Origin of the sequence: Aliivibrio salmonicida LFI1238, from assembly GCF_000196495.1 — a bacterium.
GTDB lineage: Bacteria > Pseudomonadota > Gammaproteobacteria > Enterobacterales > Vibrionaceae > Aliivibrio > Aliivibrio salmonicida.
On sequence record NC_011312.1, the window covers coordinates 2,647,042 to 2,669,715 of the forward strand.

At 37.5% G+C, this 22,674-nt stretch carries 20 protein-coding genes, 1 other RNA gene and 2 pseudogenes; 9 read left to right on the forward strand and 14 right to left on the reverse strand.

Annotated features, from left to right (window positions below):
• Positions 1 to 121 precede the first annotated feature (121 nt).
• The gene (locus VSAL_RS12925; RefSeq protein WP_231850851.1) at positions 122 to 1,057 is read right to left on the reverse strand and encodes a hypothetical protein; all 936 of its coding nucleotides are present in this window, start codon (positions 1,055 to 1,057) and stop codon (positions 122 to 124) included.
• Between the two features lie 231 nt (positions 1,058 to 1,288).
• A complete protein-coding gene (grpE, locus tag VSAL_RS12930) occupies positions 1,289 to 1,873 on the reverse strand; it encodes a nucleotide exchange factor GrpE (RefSeq protein WP_012550952.1) in 585 nt (194 codons plus the stop codon).
• 174 nt (positions 1,874 to 2,047) lie between these two features.
• On the opposite strand from grpE, the gene nadK reads away from it, so the two are divergent.
• The 3 genes from nadK to bamE all read left to right on the forward strand — a co-directional run bounded on the left by nadK (position 2,048) and on the right by bamE (position 5,334).
• The gene (nadK, locus tag VSAL_RS12935; RefSeq protein ID WP_044583492.1) at positions 2,048 to 2,932 is read left to right on the forward strand and encodes an NAD(+) kinase; all 885 of its coding nucleotides are present in this window, start codon (positions 2,048 to 2,050) and stop codon (positions 2,930 to 2,932) included.
• Positions 2,933 to 3,059: 127 nt separating this feature from the next.
• The gene (gene recN, locus VSAL_RS12940) at positions 3,060 to 4,727 is read left to right on the forward strand and encodes a DNA repair protein RecN (RefSeq protein WP_044583493.1); all 1,668 of its coding nucleotides are present in this window, start codon (positions 3,060 to 3,062) and stop codon (positions 4,725 to 4,727) included.
• A gap of 250 nt (positions 4,728 to 4,977) precedes the next feature.
• Positions 4,978 to 5,334: an outer membrane protein assembly factor BamE gene (gene bamE / locus VSAL_RS12945; protein ID WP_012550955.1), complete on the forward strand. Its 357-nt coding sequence runs from the start codon at positions 4,978 to 4,980 to the stop codon at positions 5,332 to 5,334.
• 87 nt (positions 5,335 to 5,421) lie between these two features.
• Here bamE and VSAL_RS12950 read toward each other — a convergent pair whose 3' ends face one another.
• Positions 5,422 to 5,733, reverse strand: coding sequence for an RnfH family protein (locus VSAL_RS12950; RefSeq protein WP_017021288.1), 312 nt, complete (start codon positions 5,731 to 5,733; stop codon positions 5,422 to 5,424).
• Positions 5,720 to 6,157 (reverse strand): SRPBCC family protein, encoded by a 438-nt coding sequence (locus VSAL_RS12955; RefSeq protein ID WP_012550957.1) that lies wholly within the window; start codon positions 6,155 to 6,157, stop codon positions 5,720 to 5,722. The genes VSAL_RS12950 and VSAL_RS12955 overlap by 14 nt, the downstream gene beginning before the upstream one ends.
• Before the next feature lie 101 nt (positions 6,158 to 6,258).
• Here VSAL_RS12955 and smpB point away from each other — a divergent pair, with 101 nt between their 5' ends.
• The 3 genes from smpB to VSAL_RS12965 all read left to right on the forward strand — a co-directional run bounded on the left by smpB (position 6,259) and on the right by VSAL_RS12965 (position 8,615).
• Entirely contained in the window at positions 6,259 to 6,744 is a 486-nt protein-coding gene (smpB, locus tag VSAL_RS12960; protein ID WP_012550958.1) for an SsrA-binding protein SmpB, read from the forward strand.
• Positions 6,745 to 6,817: 73 nt separating this feature from the next.
• Positions 6,818 to 7,184, forward strand: a transfer-messenger RNA (tmRNA) gene (gene ssrA, locus VSAL_RS22575).
• Positions 7,185 to 7,373: 189 nt separating this feature from the next.
• Positions 7,374 to 8,615, forward strand: a complete 1,242-nt coding sequence (locus VSAL_RS12965) for an integrase domain-containing protein (protein ID WP_012550959.1) — start codon at positions 7,374 to 7,376, stop codon at positions 8,613 to 8,615.
• Positions 8,616 to 8,785: 170 nt separating this feature from the next.
• Here the strand turns inward: VSAL_RS12965 and VSAL_RS12970 are convergent, their stop codons facing one another.
• From VSAL_RS12970 to VSAL_RS12980, 3 genes are all read right to left on the reverse strand, one after another.
• The gene (locus VSAL_RS12970) at positions 8,786 to 9,544 is read right to left on the reverse strand and encodes a hypothetical protein (RefSeq protein ID WP_044583318.1); all 759 of its coding nucleotides are present in this window, start codon (positions 9,542 to 9,544) and stop codon (positions 8,786 to 8,788) included.
• On the reverse strand, positions 9,537 to 12,467 hold the full coding sequence (locus VSAL_RS12975) for an AAA family ATPase (protein WP_012550961.1): 2,931 nt from the start codon (positions 12,465 to 12,467) through the stop codon (positions 9,537 to 9,539). Before VSAL_RS12975 ends, VSAL_RS12970 begins: the two co-directional genes overlap by 8 nt.
• A gap of 298 nt (positions 12,468 to 12,765) precedes the next feature.
• A complete protein-coding gene (locus tag VSAL_RS12980; protein WP_083799296.1) occupies positions 12,766 to 13,686 on the reverse strand; it encodes a type I restriction endonuclease subunit R, EcoR124 family in 921 nt (306 codons plus the stop codon).
• 86 nt (positions 13,687 to 13,772) lie between these two features.
• Between VSAL_RS12980 and tnpA (VSAL_RS12985) the strand changes: the two genes are divergently transcribed.
• From tnpA (VSAL_RS12985) to VSAL_RS12995, 3 genes are all read left to right on the forward strand, one after another.
• Positions 13,773 to 14,087: an IS66 family insertion sequence element accessory protein TnpA gene (tnpA, locus tag VSAL_RS12985; RefSeq protein WP_012548925.1), complete on the forward strand. Its 315-nt coding sequence runs from the start codon at positions 13,773 to 13,775 to the stop codon at positions 14,085 to 14,087.
• Positions 14,084 to 14,431, forward strand: coding sequence for an IS66 family insertion sequence element accessory protein TnpB (gene tnpB, locus VSAL_RS12990; protein WP_012548924.1), 348 nt, complete (start codon positions 14,084 to 14,086; stop codon positions 14,429 to 14,431). Before tnpA (VSAL_RS12985) ends, tnpB (VSAL_RS12990) begins: the two co-directional genes overlap by 4 nt.
• Before the next feature lie 71 nt (positions 14,432 to 14,502).
• Positions 14,503 to 15,990, forward strand: coding sequence for an IS66-like element ISVsa2 family transposase (locus VSAL_RS12995; RefSeq protein WP_012549008.1), 1,488 nt, complete (start codon positions 14,503 to 14,505; stop codon positions 15,988 to 15,990).
• On the opposite strand, the gene VSAL_RS24265 is transcribed toward VSAL_RS12995, so the two are convergent.
• The 7 genes and pseudogenes from VSAL_RS24265 to VSAL_RS13025 all read right to left on the reverse strand — a co-directional run bounded on the left by VSAL_RS24265 (position 15,908) and on the right by VSAL_RS13025 (position 22,602).
• A complete protein-coding gene (locus VSAL_RS24265) occupies positions 15,908 to 16,450 on the reverse strand; it encodes a type I restriction enzyme subunit R domain-containing protein (RefSeq protein WP_407921289.1) in 543 nt (180 codons plus the stop codon). The two genes, VSAL_RS12995 and VSAL_RS24265, sit on opposite strands and share 83 nt — an antisense overlap.
• 105 nt (positions 16,451 to 16,555) lie before the next feature.
• A pseudogene (locus VSAL_RS24270) lies at positions 16,556 to 17,080 on the reverse strand (DEAD/DEAH box helicase family protein); the annotation flags it as partial.
• A 28-nt stretch (positions 17,081 to 17,108) separates the two neighbouring features.
• Positions 17,109 to 18,597, reverse strand: a pseudogene (locus VSAL_RS13005) (IS66-like element ISVsa2 family transposase).
• A gap of 71 nt (positions 18,598 to 18,668) precedes the next feature.
• Positions 18,669 to 19,016 carry an IS66 family insertion sequence element accessory protein TnpB gene (tnpB, locus tag VSAL_RS13010; RefSeq protein ID WP_012548924.1) on the reverse strand — a complete coding sequence of 116 codons (348 nt, stop codon included), beginning with the start codon at positions 19,014 to 19,016 and terminating at the stop codon, positions 18,669 to 18,671.
• On the reverse strand, positions 19,013 to 19,324 hold the full coding sequence (gene tnpA / locus VSAL_RS13015; RefSeq protein ID WP_012549149.1) for an IS66 family insertion sequence element accessory protein TnpA: 312 nt from the start codon (positions 19,322 to 19,324) through the stop codon (positions 19,013 to 19,015). The genes tnpB (VSAL_RS13010) and tnpA (VSAL_RS13015) overlap by 4 nt, the downstream gene beginning before the upstream one ends.
• Positions 19,325 to 19,517: 193 nt before the next feature.
• On the reverse strand, positions 19,518 to 20,387 hold the full coding sequence (pdxY, locus tag VSAL_RS13020) for a pyridoxal kinase PdxY (protein WP_012550962.1): 870 nt from the start codon (positions 20,385 to 20,387) through the stop codon (positions 19,518 to 19,520).
• Between the two features lie 76 nt (positions 20,388 to 20,463).
• On the reverse strand, positions 20,464 to 22,602 hold the full coding sequence (locus tag VSAL_RS13025) for a lysine decarboxylase CadA (RefSeq protein WP_012550963.1): 2,139 nt from the start codon (positions 22,600 to 22,602) through the stop codon (positions 20,464 to 20,466).
• Positions 22,603 to 22,674 lie beyond the last annotated feature (72 nt).

The window sequence follows — 22,674 nt, forward strand, 5'->3', positions numbered from 1 at the left end:
AAAAGTGTCATTTATTTTAAAAATAAACAAAAAAGCCTAGCAATTAGGCTAGGCTCTTATTCTTATCAGCTCTTCTTTAAAAAGAACGCTCTCTTACAAAAGAATCAAGACTCATTTTATTTTAATGATCATAAAAACTCACAGGGGGTGGGTTCTCATACCATTCATCTTTTGTTAAATAGGTTTTTCCTCCTGCTTTCACATAAGGGCTATTCTTATCAACAATTGACAAATTTTCTGGAGCCACGGTCCCCATATAATACCAAGTCGGCGTCGTTGTTAAATACTGAAAACGGCTTCCTCCTGCACCTGGTAGATAATTAGCGTTTGATAAATCACCATGTGATACTGACGTATTTACCGTTGGATAATAATCAGCCCCCGTGCTTATTAATATTTTTGCCTCTTCATTGTCTTTTTTGTTGTTTTCATTATCTGTAACCAACCAAGCTTGGATTCGAACAAAAGCAGCAACGACATTTTCACCATCGATAGAAACTTTACTTGTTCCCCCATGAAGTGGATAATGCTTACTATGAATCTTGTATTCTTTGATACCAGAATCAGAACGACGATACGGAACATCTTCTATGTATTTAATTATATAATGAGAATAATAAGCCGCCCAAGAAATAGGCTGTTTATCCTCAGTGGTATTTACCCATTCCGCAGTAGATGGATTCATACTTCCATCAACCGAACGTAATAACCAAATGTCAGTATCACCGATCGCGATACGAACATTTGTCGCCTTATTCTCTTGCGCTTCAAATACCGTAAACCATTGAGTCATTCCACTCCAATAATCAGACGTCGTAATACTTTTATCTACGATTTCATTAGCCCAATAAGATGGCGCCGCATCCCCTCTAGGAACCCCTTGTACAATCGTAGCTCCATGAGCCCAAGCAGAAGTTAAAGGAGCATCATATAACAACGCATCATTAGGCAGTGCCATTGAAGCGTACGTTTCAGAAGCGACAACATGTGCAGCCAGACTAAAAGGGGCATACAAGCATAAGGCGCTACAAAATAGCGACAGTGATTTTAATTTCATATTTACTTCCATTAACGAAACTCATTACATCCATGATGATTAAAATGTAGTAAAAAACAAAATAAATAACGACTCTCCATAAGGGCTACATCTCAAGCTTTGACGTTCGTTCCTTATTTTTAAGACTTATTCCCAAAACAAAGACTTAGCATCTTAAAGCAGAGACAAAAAAAGCGGTACCATCGCTGGTACCGCTTAATTTAAATTAACTTAATAAATCAAAAAAATTGATTATTGAGCAACCATAACCATTGCAGGACGAATAACTTGCTCATTTAATGAGTAGCCTTTCTGCATTACAACCATTACGGTGTTTGATTCATGATCTGGACTTGCTTGCATACCAATGGCTTGGTGATGCTCAGGATTAAAGGTTTCACCCACTGGGTTAATCACTGTTAGACCAAATTTTTCGATTGTTGAAATAAACGTTTGTAATGTAAGTTCAACACCTTCAAGCAACACTTTTGCCGCTTCGTTTTCTTTATCTCCGCTTTCTAGAGCACGCTCTAGATTGTCGATAACAGGCAGTAGTTCACCAGCAAATTTCTTCAGTGCGTATTTACGCGCTTTATCAATATCACCTTCAGCACGACGACGAACATTTTGCTCTTCAGCTTTCGCTCGTAAAACCGCATCTTGTTGTTCTTTAAGCTGCGCTTGGCTTGCAAGTAATGCCGCTTCTAATTCTGCAATTTTAGCGTCTTGGCTTTCTTCCATAGATTCGTTCCACTCAACATCGGCTTCAGTACCAATAGCTTCGATTTGATCTTCAACTACGATTTCTTCGTTTACTTTTTTTTCTTCGTTATTCATTTTTGCTTCTCCAGAAGACTGCTGATTAGCCATAAAGCGATCTTAATACAAACCAAGGCGACGCTCTACAAGCAAATTAAAACTTTGTCATTATTATGGGGACTAAATAAAGCGATTCAAGCATAATAGTATTAATTGTAACATTTGTTCCCCATTTAATGATGGATGATGGATATGAAAACAGCTTTTAACGTTATAGCAATCATTGGTAAACCTAGAGACCCTAATGCCATAAAAACGCATTTAGCCTTATACGATTGGCTTACTGAGCTAAATTATACGGTTTTATTGGATGAGCGTTTACGTGAAGCTCTGCCTACTATACCTGATGAATGCTTTAACCATCTTCCTAAACTTGGTGAGTTAGCCGATCTTGCAATTGTTGTTGGTGGTGATGGGAACATGCTCGGCGCGGCACGTGTATTATCACGCTTTGATATTTCCGTTATTGGCGTAAATAGAGGGAACCTTGGGTTTTTAACCGATCTTGACCCTGATAATTTTAAAGAGCCATTAACTGAAGTATTAAATGGCGAATTCATAAAAGAAGAACGTTTCTTACTTGAATCTGAAGTTCACCGCCATGGACAATTAAAAAGTCACAATTCAGCGTTTAATGAAGTTGTCCTTCACCCTGGACAAGTGGCACATATGATTGAATTTGAAGTCTATATTGATGATAGCTTTGCGTTCTCTCAACGCTCTGATGGCTTGATTATTTCAACCCCAACAGGATCAACCGCTTATTCTTTGTCTGGCGGTGGTCCAATCCTTTCTCCTAATTTAAATGCCATTTCAATTGTTCCTATGTTTCCACATACGCTTTCAAGTCGACCTTTAGTCGTTGAGGGAGGCCGCCATATTAAATTATTAGTTTCCCCAGATAATCGCAGTTCACTTGAAGTCAGTTGTGATGGACAAGTCTCTTTACCAGTTAGCCCAGGTGACGAAGTTCATATTTTCCAAAGCCCAGGCAAGTTGCAACTTATCCACCCCAAAGATTATATCTACTATCATGTACTTAGAAATAAGTTAGGCTGGTCTAGTAAGCTTTTCTAAAAACCATAATCTTAAATCATAAGCGATTCACAAAAAATTCAAATAAACTTTACTGTATAAAGAAACAGTATATACTGTTTCTTTATACAGTACTTTAGTGTTATTTAAATTTCGTAGAGAATGGCTTATGTTGGCACATATTAAAATTACTCATTTCGCAATCGTGAAATCGCTAGAATTAGATCTTACCAAAGGCATGACCACCATTACTGGTGAAACTGGTGCCGGTAAATCTATCGCGATTGATGCTCTTGGTTTATGTCTAGGTGATCGAGCTGAAGCGTCAATGGTTCGCCAAGGCGAAGAGAAAGCAGAGATCACAGTTCTCTTTACTTTGGAGAACAATATTAATGCTAAGCGATGGTTAGAAGATAACGAATTATACGATGGCAATGATTGTATTCTACGCCGTGTAATCACTAAAGAAGGCCGCTCTCGTGGCTTTATTAATGGCAGCCCTGTACCTGCAACACAGCTAAAAACACTAGGTCACTTATTAATTAATATTCATGGTCAACATGCTCATCATGAATTAATGAAACCTGAATATCAGCTCAATATGTTAGACCAATACGCTGGACATCTTTCTCTATTAAATAAAACACGCAGTCGTTATCAAGCATGGCGTCAATGCGATAATTCATTGAAACAATTAATCAAAAACAGTCTACAAAACGAAGCGCAAAAACAGCTGATTGAATACCAAATAAAAGAATTGAATGAATTAGCATTAGGTGAAGAAGAATTCGCAACCCTTGAGGAAGATCATAAACGTCTTTCAAATTCGAGTGAATTAGTTGATTACTGCCAACAAGCCGTCTCTCTGTTGTATGAAAACGATGATGTGAATGCACTTCAACTTCTTCAGCATGCAAATAATCATATTCAACAATTAAGTCAGCTTGACCCGCAATTGGCCCCATTAACTGAAATGTTAAATGACGCGATGATTCAAGTAGAAGAAGCAAACCATGAGCTTAAGCATTATTTAGATACTATCGATGTTGACCCTTCTCAAATCGCTTATGTCGAAGAGCGCTTCAGTAAAGTCATGTCAATGGCTAAAAAGCACCATGTCGTCGCTGATGAATTATATGAACATCATCAACAACTCTTAGCTGAATATGAACGCCTAGATTGCTCCGATGAAAAACGAGAACTACGCGAACAAGAAGTAGAAGAATTAAAACAACACTTCTTAGAGTCTGCACATAAGCTCACTAAAAGTCGTCAACGTTACGCAAAAGAGCTAAACAATAAAATCACGGAAAGCATGCAAACATTAAGCATGGAAAAAGCCGTTTTTGATATTCAAATAGAAAGTGATGCCGCCACTAAAATTTCACCACTAGGCATTGATACTTTATGCTTCAAAGTATCAACCAACCCGGGGCAGCCTTTGCACCCTATCGCTAAAGTTGCTTCTGGTGGTGAGCTATCTCGAATTTCTCTGGCTATACAAGTTATTACGGCGCAAAAAATAGAAACACCAAGTTTGATTTTTGATGAAGTTGACGTCGGTATCAGTGGACCAACTGCAGCAGTTGTAGGAAAAATGCTTCGCACTTTAGGTGAATCAACCCAAGTACTGTGTGTTACCCACCTACCTCAAGTTGCAGGCTGTGGGCATAACCAATTATTTGTTGAAAAACAAACAACGTCAGGAAAAACAGAAACACAAATGCGCCCACTTAACACGCAAGAACGCGTAGAAGAATTAGCGCGTTTACTTGGCGGAACTAAAATTACAGCACATACCTTAGCTAATGCCAAAGAATTGTTAAACGCAGCTTAAATAGCCTTATCTACTTACATCGATGTAAGTAGATAAATACATAAAACTAAGATAAACGAAGCCAGTACAACAATTGTATTGGCTTTTTTATTTCACTTTATCGGCAATTTACGACGAAAAAACACAATAGATGCAACTAGATTCAAAATTTAGGGTCAAAATACACCAGAACAGGCTTAACCTTTTTACTTATCAAGTCAGCTTGTTTATCATCTATTTAATTATTTAAAAGGCTAAAGCTGTACGAACTATGCAATTCAAAAAATGGATCATTGCTCTACCCCTTGCTGCTGGACTATTGGGTGGTTGCTCGCTAGTAGAACCATTGGTATATCGAATCGATATTAGCCAAGGTAACTACGTCGAACAGGAAGCCGTCGATAAACTGCGATTTGGCATGACAAAACAACAAGTACAGTTTGTTATGGGTTCCCCAATGCTTGTTGAATCAGGCTACCCAAACACTTGGTATTACATTTATCTATTTACTCATGGACACGAGAAATCAGTTCAAAAGGACATGATTGCTCAGTTTGATGATAATGGTAATCTAACCAGTATTGAGGGATATTTCCCTATGAGCGATAGCTTCTTCGAAAAAATGTAATTTTCCTTACAAAAGAAAAACTACGTTTAAACACAAAAAACCGGAAATCGTTAAACGACTTCCGGTTTTTTATTTTCCGATACTGCTCTATTTTTTAGCGGCTTCTTTTTTTGCTTGTGCCGCTCTTTTTCGTCGAATCTCTTTTGGATCAGCAAGTAATGGTCGATAAATTTCTATACGATCTTTATCTCTGATTGTCGCATCTAACTTTACGTTACGGCTAAATACACCGACTTTATTTACGACTAAATCAATATCAGGATAACGTTCTAATACACCAGATTGCTCAATGATCTCTTGAACGGTTTGATCTGCTTTTACGGCAAGTTTAAAAACCACTTGCTCTGTTGGCAAGGCATACACCACTTCAACATGTATCATCTCGTTAATTATTGACATAAATCTGCTTCGCTCGCTGGGTAAATGAATTCACCATATTATTAGTAAGCTCTTGAAAAACTTTACCAAATGCCATTGCTACTAACGCGTTGGTAAATTCAAAATCTAATTTTAGTTCTACTTTACACGCCGTTTCATCTAATTCAGTAAAATGCCATCCACCCGTTAATGATTTAAAAGGCCCATCAACCAAGTTCATTCCTATGATTTGAGCATCAACTAACGTATTTTCGGTAATAAACGTCTTCTTTATGCCTGCTTTTGCTACATCGACCGACGCTATCATAGAACATTCTGTTTGTTCTATGATCTTAGAACCAGAGCACCCGGGTAAGAACTGAGGATAAGACGCAACATCATTGACTAAATCATACATCTGCTTTGCACTGAAAGGTACTAATGCAGAACGGCTAACCTGAGGCATAAATTCTCCTTTACATAATAGAGGGTTGCATCATACCATCTTGATGTTAAGAGCCAAACTACTTCCCCTATTCTCAACTAATAACGTATAATGTGGGCATTATGGCAAAGAAGAAATCAAAAGATAAAGCGGGCAGTAATACCATTGCTATGAACAAGCAAGCTCGCCACGAATATTTCATTGAAGATGAAATCGAAGCTGGGGTCGAACTCCAAGGCTGGGAAGTTAAATCTCTTCGTTCTGGTAAAGTAAATATCGCGGAAAGCTACGTATATGTTCGCGATGGCGAAATTTTCATTAGTGGTATGAACATAACACCACTGCAAGCAGCATCGACTCATGTTGTTGCGAACCCTACTCGTGTTCGTAAACTTTTAATGAGCCGTAAAGAAATTGATAATCTAATCGGTCGTGTGAACCGTGAAGGTATGACGCTTGTTGCTACTACCATGTACTGGGTTCGCTCTTGGGCGAAAATAAAAGTTGGTGTAGCAAAAGGTAAGAAACTGCACGATAAACGTACAGATTCAAAAGAAAAAGACTGGAACAGAGATAAAGCTCGAATTATGAAGAGTAGTTTGCGTTAATTTCAACCAGTTAGACTGATACTAACTAGACAGACGCTGTTTTTCTGTTAGTATCATCAGGTACCAAATCTTTGGGGCTGATTCAGGATTCGACGGGAATTTTGAAACCCTAGGAGCATGTCGTGGGGCGGTTGGCCACGTAAAAAGCCGCAAAAAAATAGTCGCAAACGACGAAAACTACGCACTAGCAGCTTAATAACCTACTCGGTGCTCTCCTGCCCTAGCTTCCGTTTGTAAGACGGGGAATAACAGGGGATCAAACCCAAACGAACTAGAATGGATTCTCCCACCTGAGAGATGAAGTTTGAATTATAATTCAGGTTAGCCATAAGATAGCGTGTCGGTTCGCAGTTTTACGGTGAAATTAAAGATCGACTAAACATGTAGCGCCAACGGTGAACGGTTCTCGGACGGGGGTTCAAATCCCCCCAGCTCCACCAAATACACATTTAAAGACGTCCTCGGGCGTCTTTTTTTGTATCTAAACAAACCAAAAATCAATAATTTACGTTAGATTGCATCATTTTAGCGTCCAATAACATCCAGTTACTTCCATCATTTCATGTATTCCTTTATGTATTCCAAGTCTATAATAGAGATCTGTGGAATACATGATTGAGGGATTTACCATGGCATTAAAGACAACTCGCTTAAATAATAAACAAATTGATAATGCAAAAGAACGAGAGAAAGATTATGTCCTCTCTGATGGTGAAGGTCTTCAATTACGAATTCGTACTAATGGTTCTAAACTATGGAACTTCAACTACATTCATCCTCAAACTAAAAAACGATTAAATATGGGGCTAGGTTCTTACCCTTCACTTAGTCTTGCGAATGCCAGAAAGCTAACCGTGTCTGCAAGAGAGTTAGTTGCGCAAGGTATAGACCCTAAAGAACATCGTGATGAGAAAAAACACCAAGACCTGATAATTCATGAACATACTTTTTTTAATGTTGCTACTGAATGGTTTGAGCGTAAGAAAGATGACATCACTGTAGATTATGCTCAAGACGTATGGCGATCTTTAGAGCTACATATATTCCCTATACTTAAAAGTACACCTGTATCTCAAATTACAGCACCAATGATTATTGAATTACTTCGACCAATTGAAGCGAAAGGAAGTTTAGAAACAGTTAAACGACTGACTCAACGATTAAATGAGATCATGACCTATTCAGTAAACTGTGGGCTTATTCATGCTAACCCTCTTGCAGGGATCAAAGCTGCTTTTAAGAAACCCAAAAAAGAAAATATGGCGGCTCTTAAACCTGATGAGTTACCAGAACTTATGATAGCCATTGCTAATGCTTCTATTAAGCGTACTACTCGTTGTTTAATTGAATGGCAACTTCATACAATGACTCGACCATCAGAAGCCGCTGGAACACGTTGGGAAGAAATAGATTTAGAGAAAGGAATTTGGACAATTCCACCAGAGAGAATGAAAAAGCGTAGGGAACATCGTATACCTTTAACTGCTCAAGCTCTTTCTTTACTAGAAGTTATGAAACCTATTAGTGCTCATAGAGAATTTGTATTCCCTTCAGATAGAGCACCATTAAAACCATCAAATAGCCAAACAGCAAATATGGCAATAAAACGTATGGGTTTTGCTGGTAGGTTAGTAAGTCATGGATTACGTTCAGTAGCCAGTACTACGCTAAACGAACAAGGCTTTGAATCAGACCTAATTGAAGCGGCTCTTGCCCACGTAGATGACAGTCAAGTACGTGCGGCTTATAACCGTACTGATTATCTTGAACGAAGAATACCGATGATGAAGTGGTGGAGTGGACATATTGAGGAAGCATCGAAAGGAAGTTTATCTATATCAGGAATGAAGTGTTTATCTTTGGTTGGATAAGCGGCATAGATAAGGCTCCCGAAGGAGCCTTATCTCAATCTAACTGATTAGACATCAACTACTTTTTATGACCCTAAACGATAAAAAGGAACTTCAGCTCAGTTATTTTAGTTATCATCTCACAACAACTCCCCGCGACAATAGATTAGAGTACGATATTTAATCATTTCTTAAGTTAGGTTTGTTACATTATTAGCAAGTATAATTTTCAAGAAACCGTATGAATCTAATTTTTTTCTCGTGATTTCACTTCGCATTTTAGGTACATCTTTATTTTCATAAGCATTAATGAAATCTTCAAACATTGAAAAATGGCTGCGAAGTAGATTAACTCTCAATGCTTTAATATTAACATTAGAATGTGCATTAACTTCACACTCCCCTATACCGAATAGTTTAATTGTGGCTAAAGCTTTCTCATGCAGATAACCAGATGTATGTTTAGGCGTTAACTCTAGAACCTTTCGCCCATTTGTTAAACGCCTAGCAACGACTTTAAATAAATCGAATATATTATCACTAACAGGATTAGCTATAAGTGGTTGTTCTGTTGCTAATCCTGCAACACTGGTTGCTCTCGTTACCTGAACGCCAAATATTGGGAATTCCGAGCCTTTATAAATATTATTACATTCAGAGCACATTAAAATATAATTTTTATCCTCAAACTCTAGAAAAGGATAATACTTTTGCGGTCGATAATGATCAACAGTAGCTTTAACTTGGACAGGAGGCTTACCAGGCTTACTACTAGCTCTCATTAACAGTTGCCCATTTTTTAAAGTACATTCACAAATTGGACACCTATGATTAGTAACCGCAAGGTGAACTCCTTGGAACTTAGACCATTTCTTTGGACTACTGCTATTAAAGTTTTGAAGAGCTACTGAGTAGTCGGCATGTTGATATAAAGTACGCATATCAATCATTGAATGAGCCTCCAAACTCACTTAAGAAGTCTGCCATATCCTGCTCTGAAGAAGCTTCATATTGTTCATAACTGATGTGCTTGTTATTTTTAAGAAAGGTTAAAAAATCGAAATATTTTTTATTATAAATCATATCACCAGCCAAACTATTTTCTAATAATTCACCAAGGTCAGATAACTGATTTTTCTCTTCCAAATTTAATTCAGGCTCTCGCATCTTAAGCGCACTAAAACGCTGGATATCATTTTGCATTTGAGTGCCAACCAAAGATGGTAATTTAAAATGGTCTAACAAGATTGATGATATATCTAGGTACTTAGTTCCACTTGTTCTTTTTTGCACTTCATCATTATTTGCTTCAATAATTCCTATTTCATCACTTTCTCTATTCAACAAAATAAGAGGGTTATGAGTCGCAATAATAATTTGTACGTTAGGATTTAATTTCTTAATAAAATCAATAAACGTTGCTTGCCACTCTACATGTAAGGATGTTTCTGGCTCATCCATTAATAATATAAATGATTTATTCTTTTGTAGAATCACCGTTAAGAAGATAATTAAAAGTTGCTTTTCACCTGACGACAAATCCGTCACTTTAATATGGTGAGAATTATTTTCAACTTCGACAACTAATGGGAACTCTTCATCATCAATAATTATCGATTTATTTGTACCTGAAAAATACTCATCAATAATTGACTTAAACTCAATCAACGGTTTATATATTTTTGTCGTTGCATCATTTATTTGAATGCTTAGTTCTTGTAAACGAGCAAAATCATCAGGAGTAGCAGTTGTAAGTTTACTTATTGCCTCATCTCGTTGCTTAATTTGTTCTCCAACAGTTTTATTAATTGATTGTAATAGACCACGCTGAAATCCTTCTAGCTCTCCTGTTAGTTTCAGTAACTGACTATCTAAGTCAACTACATCATTGTTCTGCCGATCTAACTTAATATCGAATGTATTCACCATGACAGCATTAATTTTTGATGGTGATTTACTTTGTGATATTTTAGATATTTGAGTTTCACCATTATCAAAGGTTTTTAAAATTGTTAATTCTACATATGGAGACCTAAATGACTCTAATGTTTCCTCATCATTATTAATACAAGCAAAAATGAGTTTTAACAAAGTTGATTTGCCACAACCATTCTTACCAATTAAGACATTAACATCATCACCTAACGACCATTCAACGTTTTTAGATCCAAATATTTTTTTTATAGATACATGAGTAATTTCAGTTTTTACCGCAGTCTTTAGCTCAAGTGCTCCTGACTTTAATAGTAAGCTTTTAATGTCTTTCTTAAATGATTTAAATGCATCCTCTTTATCTTTACTAGGTAAAAAAACCCTAACTATTTGATTAAAGATAAAATCTTTCCGTTCTCTGTGAGAGCCAAAACCACTTTTTTCATATGCTTGTTGCCACAAGTGCTCTTTCTCTTTTACAAAATTAGTATATATATACTGTACCAATCGGTGAGATACATTCTGTTTGATTATATTTTGACTATCAAATACTTCAGAAGTTAGTTCATCTCTTTTAAGAAAAGAGTTAAGTTCATGCATCAAAAAAATCAGAATCCAGCTAATTGGTTTTAAATGCCTATATTCAATATCTGCACTCTGAAGTCGTTTTGAAAGAGCTTTAACTACAGCCCAATGTTCCTCTTCAATTCTATTAACAATAGTTGATACCAATGTCTCACTATTGTATTTAGAAAGCAGTAAGTCAAAATCATATTCTAAAGGGGTTAAGTGCTTTTTTTTACTATTACTAATGTTAGTTAATAGCCGTTGTATTGTTTTTCTAGATTCATCATTAATGTTTTTATCATCAAGCGCATTTAGTTTGTAAGTATCTTTGTTTTCTTCATTAAATTCTATTTCATCTTTTTTTAGCGCATTTCTAAGATTATTTAAACTACGTCTAAAGTATGCATTCAGATCTGTCTGCTCAAGTTTATCTGTTTTAGAGAATACTAATTTAAATTTCTCTTGATACCCGTTTAAGAATATCCCCTCAATTGCACCATGACCACCAGCCGCAAACGGATCATTCGCATCATCAATTAATACAATATTATTACAATAATTAAAAAAATTGTAATGACGTGAAGATAGCGTATCTCTTTTTTCACCTAAAGAGTGCCCAATCCCCTCTCCATCAATTAATAAAAACTCTAGGTTAGGATCAAGCCAATCAGCTAACAAGTCGCCTTCAATGCGTATATATTCAGCTAATATAGAAATAGAACCAAAATCATGGCTTAAGAGTTTCTTAGTTTTCAGTATAAATTCATCTTTGTCACTAATACCATCTATCGTTAACGTTTTATTTGTAAATAGCGTATGACCATTTCCGCACGCTCTATTAAAGTTAGCTTCAATTTCAGCTAAAATTTCAGTAACAATTTTCTTTATTTCATCTTTAATAAATGAGTCTGATAGCAACGTTTCATCGTTAATATCTTTACCACTTATAGGCGGTAATACATTCGTAATAATGTCATTTGCAACTTTTACAAACGTTTCACCTTTAACCATTTGATTCAGCTTAAATCGGTCATCGGGGGATTGTTCTAATTCAAAAACCACATCTTCAGTGGTCGCTTTATCTTGCTTAGCTTTTAATATAGCTCCTTGAATTAATTCCTCTATTGCAAAAACTACATCATTCTTATTTTTTAAAATAATTGTTGTTTTAAAAGGAATGTTTTTTTGAATTACATATTCAGTAGGTGCAATCGTAGTTCGTCTATGACTAGTCACCGGAAAACCGTGTTTTTTAGAGCCTATGATATGTTGAACCAGTGATGTTTTACCTGCACCTGTACAGCCTATAAGGTATATTTTTTTCACATCAGGCTGCGTACCTAAAATTTCTTGTATTTCTTTAAAACTTCTCATGATTACTCAACTTTATTTTATAATACGCCAATAATGATTTTATAGCATCGGAACTAGACACTACCCACCAAGTTTGGTGTCGGCGTCTACATAATGTTTAAATATCAACCATTAATTAATACAATATATTTTCAATTAATTACACTCTAAGATTCGATACTACATTCGTTAAGTACTTAATCCTTTACGATAAGGCAAATCATTTTAACGTATCTTAAATTTGCGCTGCATCCTATAACTTACCAATAACTATAAGCTAATAGAAGCCCCCTATTGCTTAGTATCATTAACCAACATCCTAAAACCCACCAATAAACGTATCGACAAAGCCTTTAAACTTCTCAGTTAAACGCCCTACAATCTTCTTACGTTGCAGTATGGTTGGCTTGCTCTCAAGCGTTGCCGCAAAGTCATCACGCAATGGCATAACCTCACTCGTTTCATATCGACTGACTAAGCTCTCTAACTTTCCTTGATTAAGCTTTTCTTCTATTGCCATTTTCTCTAGGGCTAGACGCTTTTCTTTTTCCCAGAAGAACTCAAACTCTTCTTCTACATTCACTTGAGCTGGAATGCCATCAAGGTGCTCATTCATGAATCGTTCAATCAATTCTTTCTTACTTAATAACGTTGGGTCGGTACTCACTAAATTAGCAATGACTTGACGCTTTTTCACTTTAGCGTCTTCACTGTCTTCACCATGCAATTCACGCAATAGATGAAGAATGTAAGCCACATTGATTTCATCACGGTGCAGTAGTTCTAACTCAAAATCCACATCATCTAAAATAGAGACTTTTTCTTTGGTTGAGCCTTCACGTATCTGACGACTTAAATCAGCGTATTTACTAATGAAGTCTTGGAACTCTTGCTCATCCATCCCTGTTGATGCCATATCAAAATCAGCAAAGTTGCTCAGCATATTTTTAAGCTGCATCAGTTTACGAAATTGAAGAACAAACAACTTTTGTGCATCTTCATCAGGTAAATCATCCACCGAATCAGGGGTTGGTGTGATTACCATTAATGCCCCATACGCCTTATCAAAATCAGCTAATAGCTCATCGTAGGCTGGTGTCTCTATCACCTCTTTAGGTTGCTTATTAGAGAACAGCGTAAATGCCTCATCAGCGGCTTTTTTCAGGTTACGGAAGCACACGATATTACCGTGGGACTTCTTCTCATCTAACAATCGATTAGGGCGTGAGAACGCTTGAATTAATCGTAAGCGTGCGGGGAACTACACCTAACAAATAAAATTCATTATGCGTATCTTACGATCTTTCATTTAACGAGAACGTAATTATGCAAAAAGATAAAAAGAGAACACCAGAGCAATGGCACGCTCTATTTGAATCTCAGCAATCTAGCAAGCTTAGTGCCGCTGAATTTTGTCGTAACCATAATATTCTGCCAAAGACATTTAGTGCACGTAAAGCACGATGGAAACAAAAGATTAACGCTTCTACTTTCTTGAAAGTAGAAGCGTTAACATCAACTATCATCGCCACTCCACAATTACCAGATATTCAACTTTCTATCGGAAAATTGCGATTAACATTGCCAGCTAATACTGAACCTCACTGGATAGGACTCTTATTAAAAGGGTATCAATCATGAATGTATTTACTGATGTTTCCACCATTTATCTTCATCGTGATTTTGTCGATTTTCGCAAGGCCATTAATGGCCTTGTCGTGATTGTTGAGCAAGAAATGCAACTATCACCGTTTAGTGATGCTCTATTTATATTTTGCAATAAGCCTCGTGATAAACTCAAAATATTGTATTGGGATAAAACAGGATTCGCTTTATGGTACAAGCGATTAGATGAAGACCGCTTCAAATGGCCACGAAATATAAATAACGATACGTTAGCATTATCAGAGCAGCAACTGACACTGCTATTACAAGGTTTTGATATCTTAGGACATCAACCGGTACATTATCAAACAACCCTTTAAATAGTTGATTCTCAGTCAAGAATAGGAGGCAACCGATTGATTACCTGTATTATCGTTATATAGTCATCTACATGACTGATAAAATAAAACCACTTCCTGATACCATTGACGAGCTGAAAGCACTTGTGCTTCAGCTTGAAAATAAATATAACCGTCTTCTAGAGCAATTTCGACTGGCTCAACATCAGCGCTTTGGTAAAAGCAGTGAATCTGACTCGACTCAATTTGATTTATTCAATGAAACAGAAGAAGAAATCATCATTGAAAATGATGACACACAAACGATTACCTACACTCGTCAAAAGCCAAAACGCCAACGCTTACCTGAAGACTTACCGCGTACTGTTATTATCCACGACATAAAAGATAAAACTTGTAAGTGTTGCGGTCTAGAGATGCATGCGATGGGTAAAGACATCAGTGAAAAGTTGGAATTTGTACCAGCTAAAGTGGAAGTTATTCAACATGTTCGTCCTAAATATGCTTGCCGAAATTGTGAAAAAAACAATACTTCAGTAGACATTAAACAAGCCCCAATGCCAGCGTCACCAATCCCTAAAGGGATTGCGACCGCAAGTTTACTTGCTCAAATTATTACGGCTAAATTTCAATACAGTCTTCCACTTTATCGTCAAGAAACGTTATTTCAGCAATGGGGTATCATTATTGGACGGCGAACGATGGCGGATTGGTTAATAAAATGCTCGGTACTATTTACCCCTCTTAATAACGAGTTACATCGTATTTTGCTTGAACAACCCACTCTGCATTGTGATGAAACAACGGTAAATGTGTTGGATGTTGAAAAAGCAAAATGTTATATGTGGGTCTACTGCTCTGGCTATGATTCTCCAGGCTCTGGTGTTTTGCCTGGAATTGTACTTTATGATTATCAATCTAGCAGGCATGGCTACCATCCAGTTAACTTTTTAAAAGGTTATAACGGGTATTTACATACCGATGGTTACCAAGGTTATGAACAAACTGAAGCGATTTTAGTTGGCTGTTGGGCACACGCACGTCGACGATTTATTGAGGCTCAACGTGTTCAAGTAAAAGGGAAAACAGGGAGTGCAGATTGGGTATTGAGTAAAATCCAAAAGCTATACCGGATCGAATCGTTATTAAAAGAGGCTTCCCCTGAAGCCAAGTATGTTGCTAGGCAGACAGAAGCCCGCGATTTACTTAAAGAGCTCCGTGATTGGCTTGATAGCGCAGTTAGTCGAGTATCACCTAAAACAAAATTAGGTGAGGCGATTAGCTATACATTAAATCAATGGGATAAATTAGTTCGTTATATTGATGATGGATTGTTATCTATTGATAACAATCGAGCAGAGCGAGCGGTTAAACCGTTTGTTATCGGCCGGAAAAACTGGTTATTTTCGGGTTCAACGGCTGGTGCAGATTCAAGTGCAATGCTTTACAGCATTGTAGAAACAGCAAAGGCAAACGGATTAATCCCTTACGATTATATTAGGTATTGTCTAGATCGTTTATGTGTTGGATCGCCAGATATCGATTCACTTTTACCTTGGAATGTAAAAGACAAGGTGTAGTTCCCCGCACGCTTACAATTAATCCATGATGCTTGAGGTTCTTATCGACATAAAGTGTATTAAGGCACTTTGCATCAAAGCCTGTTAAAAACATATTCACCACAAGAAGAATATCAATCTCTTTATCTTTCACTCGTTGAGACAGATTTTTGTAATACTTATCGAACGAGTGATAATCCTTGGTGGTATAGCTTGAGCCAAACATCGCATTGTAATCTGCCATAAATGCTTCTAGCTTATCTCGACTGTGTAGTTTTACTGCATCCGTATTATTTAAGTACTTCGCTGCGGCTTCTTTAATTTCTACTGCATCAGAGCCACTTAATTCATACTCTTCTTCTTCGTTGGCCTCATAACTAAAAATCGTCGCTATTTTTAGCGTGTGTTTACCTTCTGCTTTTTTCTTAGCAAACAATTCATAGTACTGAATTAGCTCAGGGATACCCGACACACACAACATGGCATTGTAGGCGCGGCTGTGAGTCTTGCGATTATGATTGGCAATGATGTAGTCGGTTATCTTATCTAGACGCTCTGGTGACGATAACAGCTCTTTGGTATCAATATCTTCTACATCAATATCTAAGGTATTTTTAGAGCCTGTTTTATATTGATAACGACCAACGTATTCAATCGCAAACTTCAATACGTTTTGGTCACGGATAGCATCGACAATCACATAAGCATGTAGACGCTCATCAAATAAGTCTTTGGTGGTTTTCTTGACTGAGTTCTTAGCTACTGCATTTTCAGCAAAGATAGGTGTTCCAGTAAAACCAAATAATTGAGCACCCTTGAAGAACTCAATCAAACTCTTATGGGTATCACCAAATTGACTGCGGTGACATTCATCAAAAATAAACACAATGCGCTTATCTTTTAATGACTCCATCTCTTTTAAATAGCGAGACTTAGATATCACACTGTTGAGCTTTTGCAGTGTAGTAACGATTAATTTTGAATTGCGGTACTCATTAATTTTTTTGCCTTTAAGTGGCTTATCAATGAACTGGTGAAACAGCATATTGGTGTTTTCAGTACTATCCACACACCCTTTAGAAAAAGCATTAAATTCTAAGGCGGTTTGATAATCTAAATCTTTGTAAGCGTGCGGGGAACTACACCTTGTCTTTTACATTCCAAGGTAAAAGTGAATCGATATCTGGCGATCCAACACATAAACGATCTAGACAATACCTAATATAATCGTAAGGGATTAATCCGTTTGCCTTTGCTGTTTCTACAATGCTGTAAAGCATTGCACTTGAATCTGCACCAGCCGTTGAACCCGAAAATAACCAGTTTTTCCGGCCGATAACAAACGGTTTAACCGCTCGCTCTGCTCGATTGTTATCAATAGATAACAATCCATCATCAATATAACGAACTAATTTATCCCATTGATTTAATGTATAGCTAATCGCCTCACCTAATTTTGTTTTAGGTGATACTCGACTAACTGCGCTATCAAGCCAATCACGGAGCTCTTTAAGTAAATCGCGGGCTTCTGTCTGCCTAGCAACATACTTGGCTTCAGGGGAAGCCTCTTTTAATAACGATTCGATCCGGTATAGCTTTTGGATTTTACTCAATACCCAATCTGCACTCCCTGTTTTCCCTTTTACTTGAACACGTTGAGCCTCAATAAATCGTCGACGTGCGTGTGCCCAACAGCCAACTAACATCGCTTCAGTTTGTTCATAACCTTGGTAACCATCGGTATGTAAATACCCGTTATAACCTTTTAAAAAGTTAACTGGATGGTAGCCATGCCTGCTAGATTGATAATCATAAAGTACAATTCCAGGCAAAACACCAGAGCCTGGAGAATCATAGCCAGAGCAGTAGACCCACATATAACATTTTGCTTTTTCAACATCCAACACATTTACCGTTGTTTCATCACAATGCAGAGTGGGTTGTTCAAGCAAAATACGATGTAACTCGTTATTAAGAGGGGTAAATAGTACCGAGCATTTTATTAACCAATCCGCCATCGTTCGCCGTCCAATAATGATACCCCATTGCTGAAATAACGTTTCTTGACGATAAAGTGGAAGACTGTATTGAAATTTAGCCGTAATAATTTGAGCAAGTAAACTTGCGGTCGCAATCCCTTTAGGGATTGGTGACGCTGGCATTGGGGCTTGTTTAATGTCTACTGAAGTATTGTTTTTTTCACAATTTCGGCAAGCATATTTAGGACGAACATGTTGAATAACTTCCACTTTAGCTGGTACAAATTCCAACTTTTCACTGATGTCTTTACCCATCGCATGCATCTCTAGACCGCAACACTTACAAGTTTTATCTTTTATGTCGTGGATAATAACAGTACGCGGTAAGTCTTCAGGTAAGCGTTGGCGTTTTGGCTTTTGACGAGTGTAGGTAATCGTTTGTGTGTCATCATTTTCAATGATGATTTCTTCTTCTGTTTCATTGAATAAATCAAATTGAGTCGAGTCAGATTCACTGCTTTTACCAAAGCGCTGATGTTGAGCCAGCCGAAATTTGCTCTAGAAGACGGTTATATTTATTTTTCAGCTGGAACAGAAGTCTTTTCACCTCGACAATGGTATCAGGAAGTGGTTTTATTTTATCAGTCATGTAGATGACTATATAACGATAATACAGGTAATCAATCGGTTGCCTCCTATTCTTGACTGAGAATCAACTATTTAAAGGGTTGTTTGATAATGTACCGGTTGATGTCCTAAGATATCAAAACCTTGTAATAGCAGTGTCAGTTGCTGCTCTGATAATGCTAACGTATCGTTATTTATATTTCGTGGCCATTTGAAGCGGTCTTCATCTAATCGCTTGTACCATAAAGCGAATCCTGTTTTATCCCAATACAATATTTTGAGTTTATCACGAGGCTTATTGCAAAATATAAATAGAGCATCACTAAACGGTGATAGTTGCATTTCTTGCTCAACAATCACGACAAGGCCATTAATGGCCTTGCGAAAATCGACAAAATCACGATGAAGATAAATGGTGGAAACATCAGTAAATACATTCATGATTGATACCCTTTTAATAAGAGTCCTATCCAGTGAGGTTCAGTAGCTGGCAATGTTAATCGCAATTTTCCGATAGAAAGTTGAATATCTGGTAATTGTGGAGTGGCGATGATAGTTGATGTTAACGCTTCTACTTTCAAGAAAGTAGAAGCGTTAATCTTTTGTTTCCATCGTGCTTTACGTGCACTAAATGTCTTTGGCAGAATATTATGGTTACGACAAAATTCAGCGGCACTAAGCTTGCTAGATTGCTGAGATTCAAATAGAGCGTGCCATTGCTCTGGTGTTCTCTTTTTATCTTTTTGCATAATTACGTTCTCGTTAAATGAAAGATCGTAAGATACGCATAATGAATTTTATTTGTTAGGTGTAGTTCCCCGCACGCTTACATCTGATCTATTCAATAATTAAAAAGAAATCAACACAATAAAAAAGCCCTTTAATCACTGACGATAGGGATTAAAGGGCTTTGCATTTTCTATTCATTGTGAATATAACGGATTACGCTACTTTCGTCGCTTTTACCGTAATATTTGGCGCATTAAATTGTTCTTGTGAGGCAATAAGCTGTAGCTCATACGCACCTTGTTTGAAGGTTTCTTTCATCACAGAATCAACCGCTGCATTGGTACGTTCAAACGCATCAATTGGAGAGCAACCCGCAATTAAGTTAGCCAGCATTACGCCACTGATTAAATCTCCAGCCCCTACTGGCTGACGCTTTGCATCAAAGTCATATAAAGGACGAGAAATATGGTAACTGCCGTCTTTGGTGGTTAATAGCATTTCAAAACGATCTTTTTTAATTCCCGCACGACTTAAGTGTTTTACCACTACCATCTTAACGCCTTTTTCAAGCAGTTGATTATTTGCTTCAATCACTTGCTCTAAGGTATTAATAGTCATGCCAGATAAACTTTCTAATTCAAGTAAATTTGGCGCAATAATATCCGCTGATGCTAACGCAGATTCTTTAAAAAACACTTCCACTTCTGGGGCAACGATGCACCCCTTCTCAGGATGTCCCATCACAGGATCGCAGAAGTAAATCGCGTTTGAGTTGTCTTGTTTGATTTTTTTAACAGCCGTAATAATTTCTTGGCCTTGTGCTGCTGATCCTAAGTAACCACTTAATACGGCATCACAGACTTTTGTTGCTTCAATTGCTGATAGACCATCAACTAATTCTGAAATATGGCCCGCAGGCATAGCAATGCCTTTCCAGCCTTGTAAGTATTGTGTGTGATTTGAAAACTGTACCGTGTTAATTGGCCACACTTCCATTCCCATTCTTCGCATTGGAAAAACCGCTGCACTGTTGCCTGCACAACCAAATACCACATGAGACTGAATGGAAAGAATACGTTTCATAACATCACCATAATTTAAAATAGAGTAAGGGCTTCCGTGCCCTAAAATAAACGATAATCCTTTAAAACCCTAGGGCTTAATCTTCTTTTAATACTTTCACTGTGTAACTGCCATCTTTTTGAGCATATACACCGTGAATATCCGTTTCAAAACCTGGGTAATGAGCGCCGATTGCACATAGCATCTCTAAGAAATCAAGTACTGGACGAGATTCTGTTGTTACCATTTCACCAGGAAGTACTAGTGGAACACCTGGAGGATAAGGAAGGATCATATTGGCACTTACGCGACCAACCATTTCTTCCAGTTTCACTTCTTCCACATTGCCGCGTAGCTCTTCTTGCCATGCTGCGTGTGGCGTTACTTTTAGTTCAGGTAATACATCAAACGCTTTGAACATCAATTCTGGTAAACGGTATTGACGAGTAAGATCGTGAATGCCTTGTGCCAGTTCTTGAATGCGCATGCCTTCGTAGAAGCTTGGATCTTCGTTGTACAGTGAAGGTAAGAAGTTTTTCACTGTTAAGTTTAGATCATAGCCACGTTTAAAGTCAGTTAACGCACGCAGTAATTGCATTGCTTTTGATTTATCAATACCGATAGAGAACAAGAATAATAGGTTATATGGACCTGTTTTCTCTACTACAATACCGTGTTCATCTAAGTATTTAGCAACGATAGAAGCAGGGATACCTGTTTCACTCATTTCGCTATTTTCGTTCATTCCTGGAGTTAATAGCGTTACTTTGATTGGATCAAGGTACATGTGGTCATCATCGATGTCTTTAAAACCATGCCATGTATCTTTAGGATCCAGTTTCCAACATTCTGTTGTATCGATATTTTCTGGTTGCCATACATCGAAGAACCAGCTGTCACTTTCACTTTCTAGACGTTTGATCTCTTTACGGAAACGAATCGCACGGTCAATAGAGTCTTGGATCAGTTTCTTACCTGTATTACCGCGCATCATCGCCGCAGCAATTTCTGTTGATGCAACAATACCGTATTGAGGTGATGTTGATGTGTGCATCATGAAGGCTTCGTTGAAAGATTCTTTATCAAACTCACCTTTCACGTGGATCATTGATGCTTGAGAGAACGCAGCCAATAATTTATGAGTTGATTGTGTTTCATAGAACACTTTACCCGGCATCGCTTCACCACTCATACCACATTTACCTTCGTAAATAGAGTTGAAGTTAGTGTAAGGAACCCAAGCACTGTCGAAGTGGATGAATTTAGTGTCTAGCGTTTCTTTGATGTATTGAGTGTTATACAACAAGCCATCGTAAGTAGAGTTAGTAATAACCGCATAACCAGGCATAGTTGCGTTTGGTGTTGCTGCTACTTTTGCTTCAATCACTTCACGAGTGAATTCACTTTGAGGAATGCCACCTAAAATACCGTAAGCGTTACGCGTTGGACGGAAATAGATAGGGGTTACATCACTCATCATCATCATGTGAGTCAAAGATTTGTGACAGTTACGGTCAACAAGTACTGTGCTGCCTGCTGGTGCAGAAAACATACCTACAATTTTATTTGAAGTAGACGTACCGTTCGTTACGATGTAAGAGCTGTCTGCATTAAACGTGCGAGCAATATACTCTTCTGCTTCTTTATGAGGACCAGAGTGATCAAGCAATGAACCTAGTTCAGGCATTGAAATTGAGACATCCGCTTTAAATGCGTTTGGACCGTAGAAATCATAGAAGATGCTGCCTGCTGGACTTTTTTGGAAAGCAGTACCGCCCATGTGACCCGGAGTACAGAACGTATATTTACCTTCTTCTACATATTTGAATAGTGCCTTAGTAAAAGGAGGCATGATTTGATCTATGTATTCTTCAGTCGCTTGATTAATTTTCAGAGCGATATCATCGGCCATGCCTAATGCATATTCGAAGAAATGAAGATTTAGACGTAAATCCGTTAATGAAATATCTAACGTTGAATGTTGGTTTGCAAAGGCATACAAAGGCAATTTTTCATTCAAGACATTAATTTCAGTACATAAGTCTAATGAGTATTTATCCCAGTCAAATAACACACCACAAATACGTGGGTTCATTTCAACCATTTTATACAAATCTTGTGCGTCTACTGGGTAAACAACTTTGTAGCCTGCTTTTTCTAAAGAAGCATGAAGTTCGCGAACTGGCTCTTCTTTAAAGAAAACACCTGAGTGGTTTAGGATAGCAAAAATATTCATTTTATATCTCCAAGACGAAACAAGGCGCTCCCCATCTTTTTGATGGTGAGGTAGTGGAGCGCCAGGGGGTAA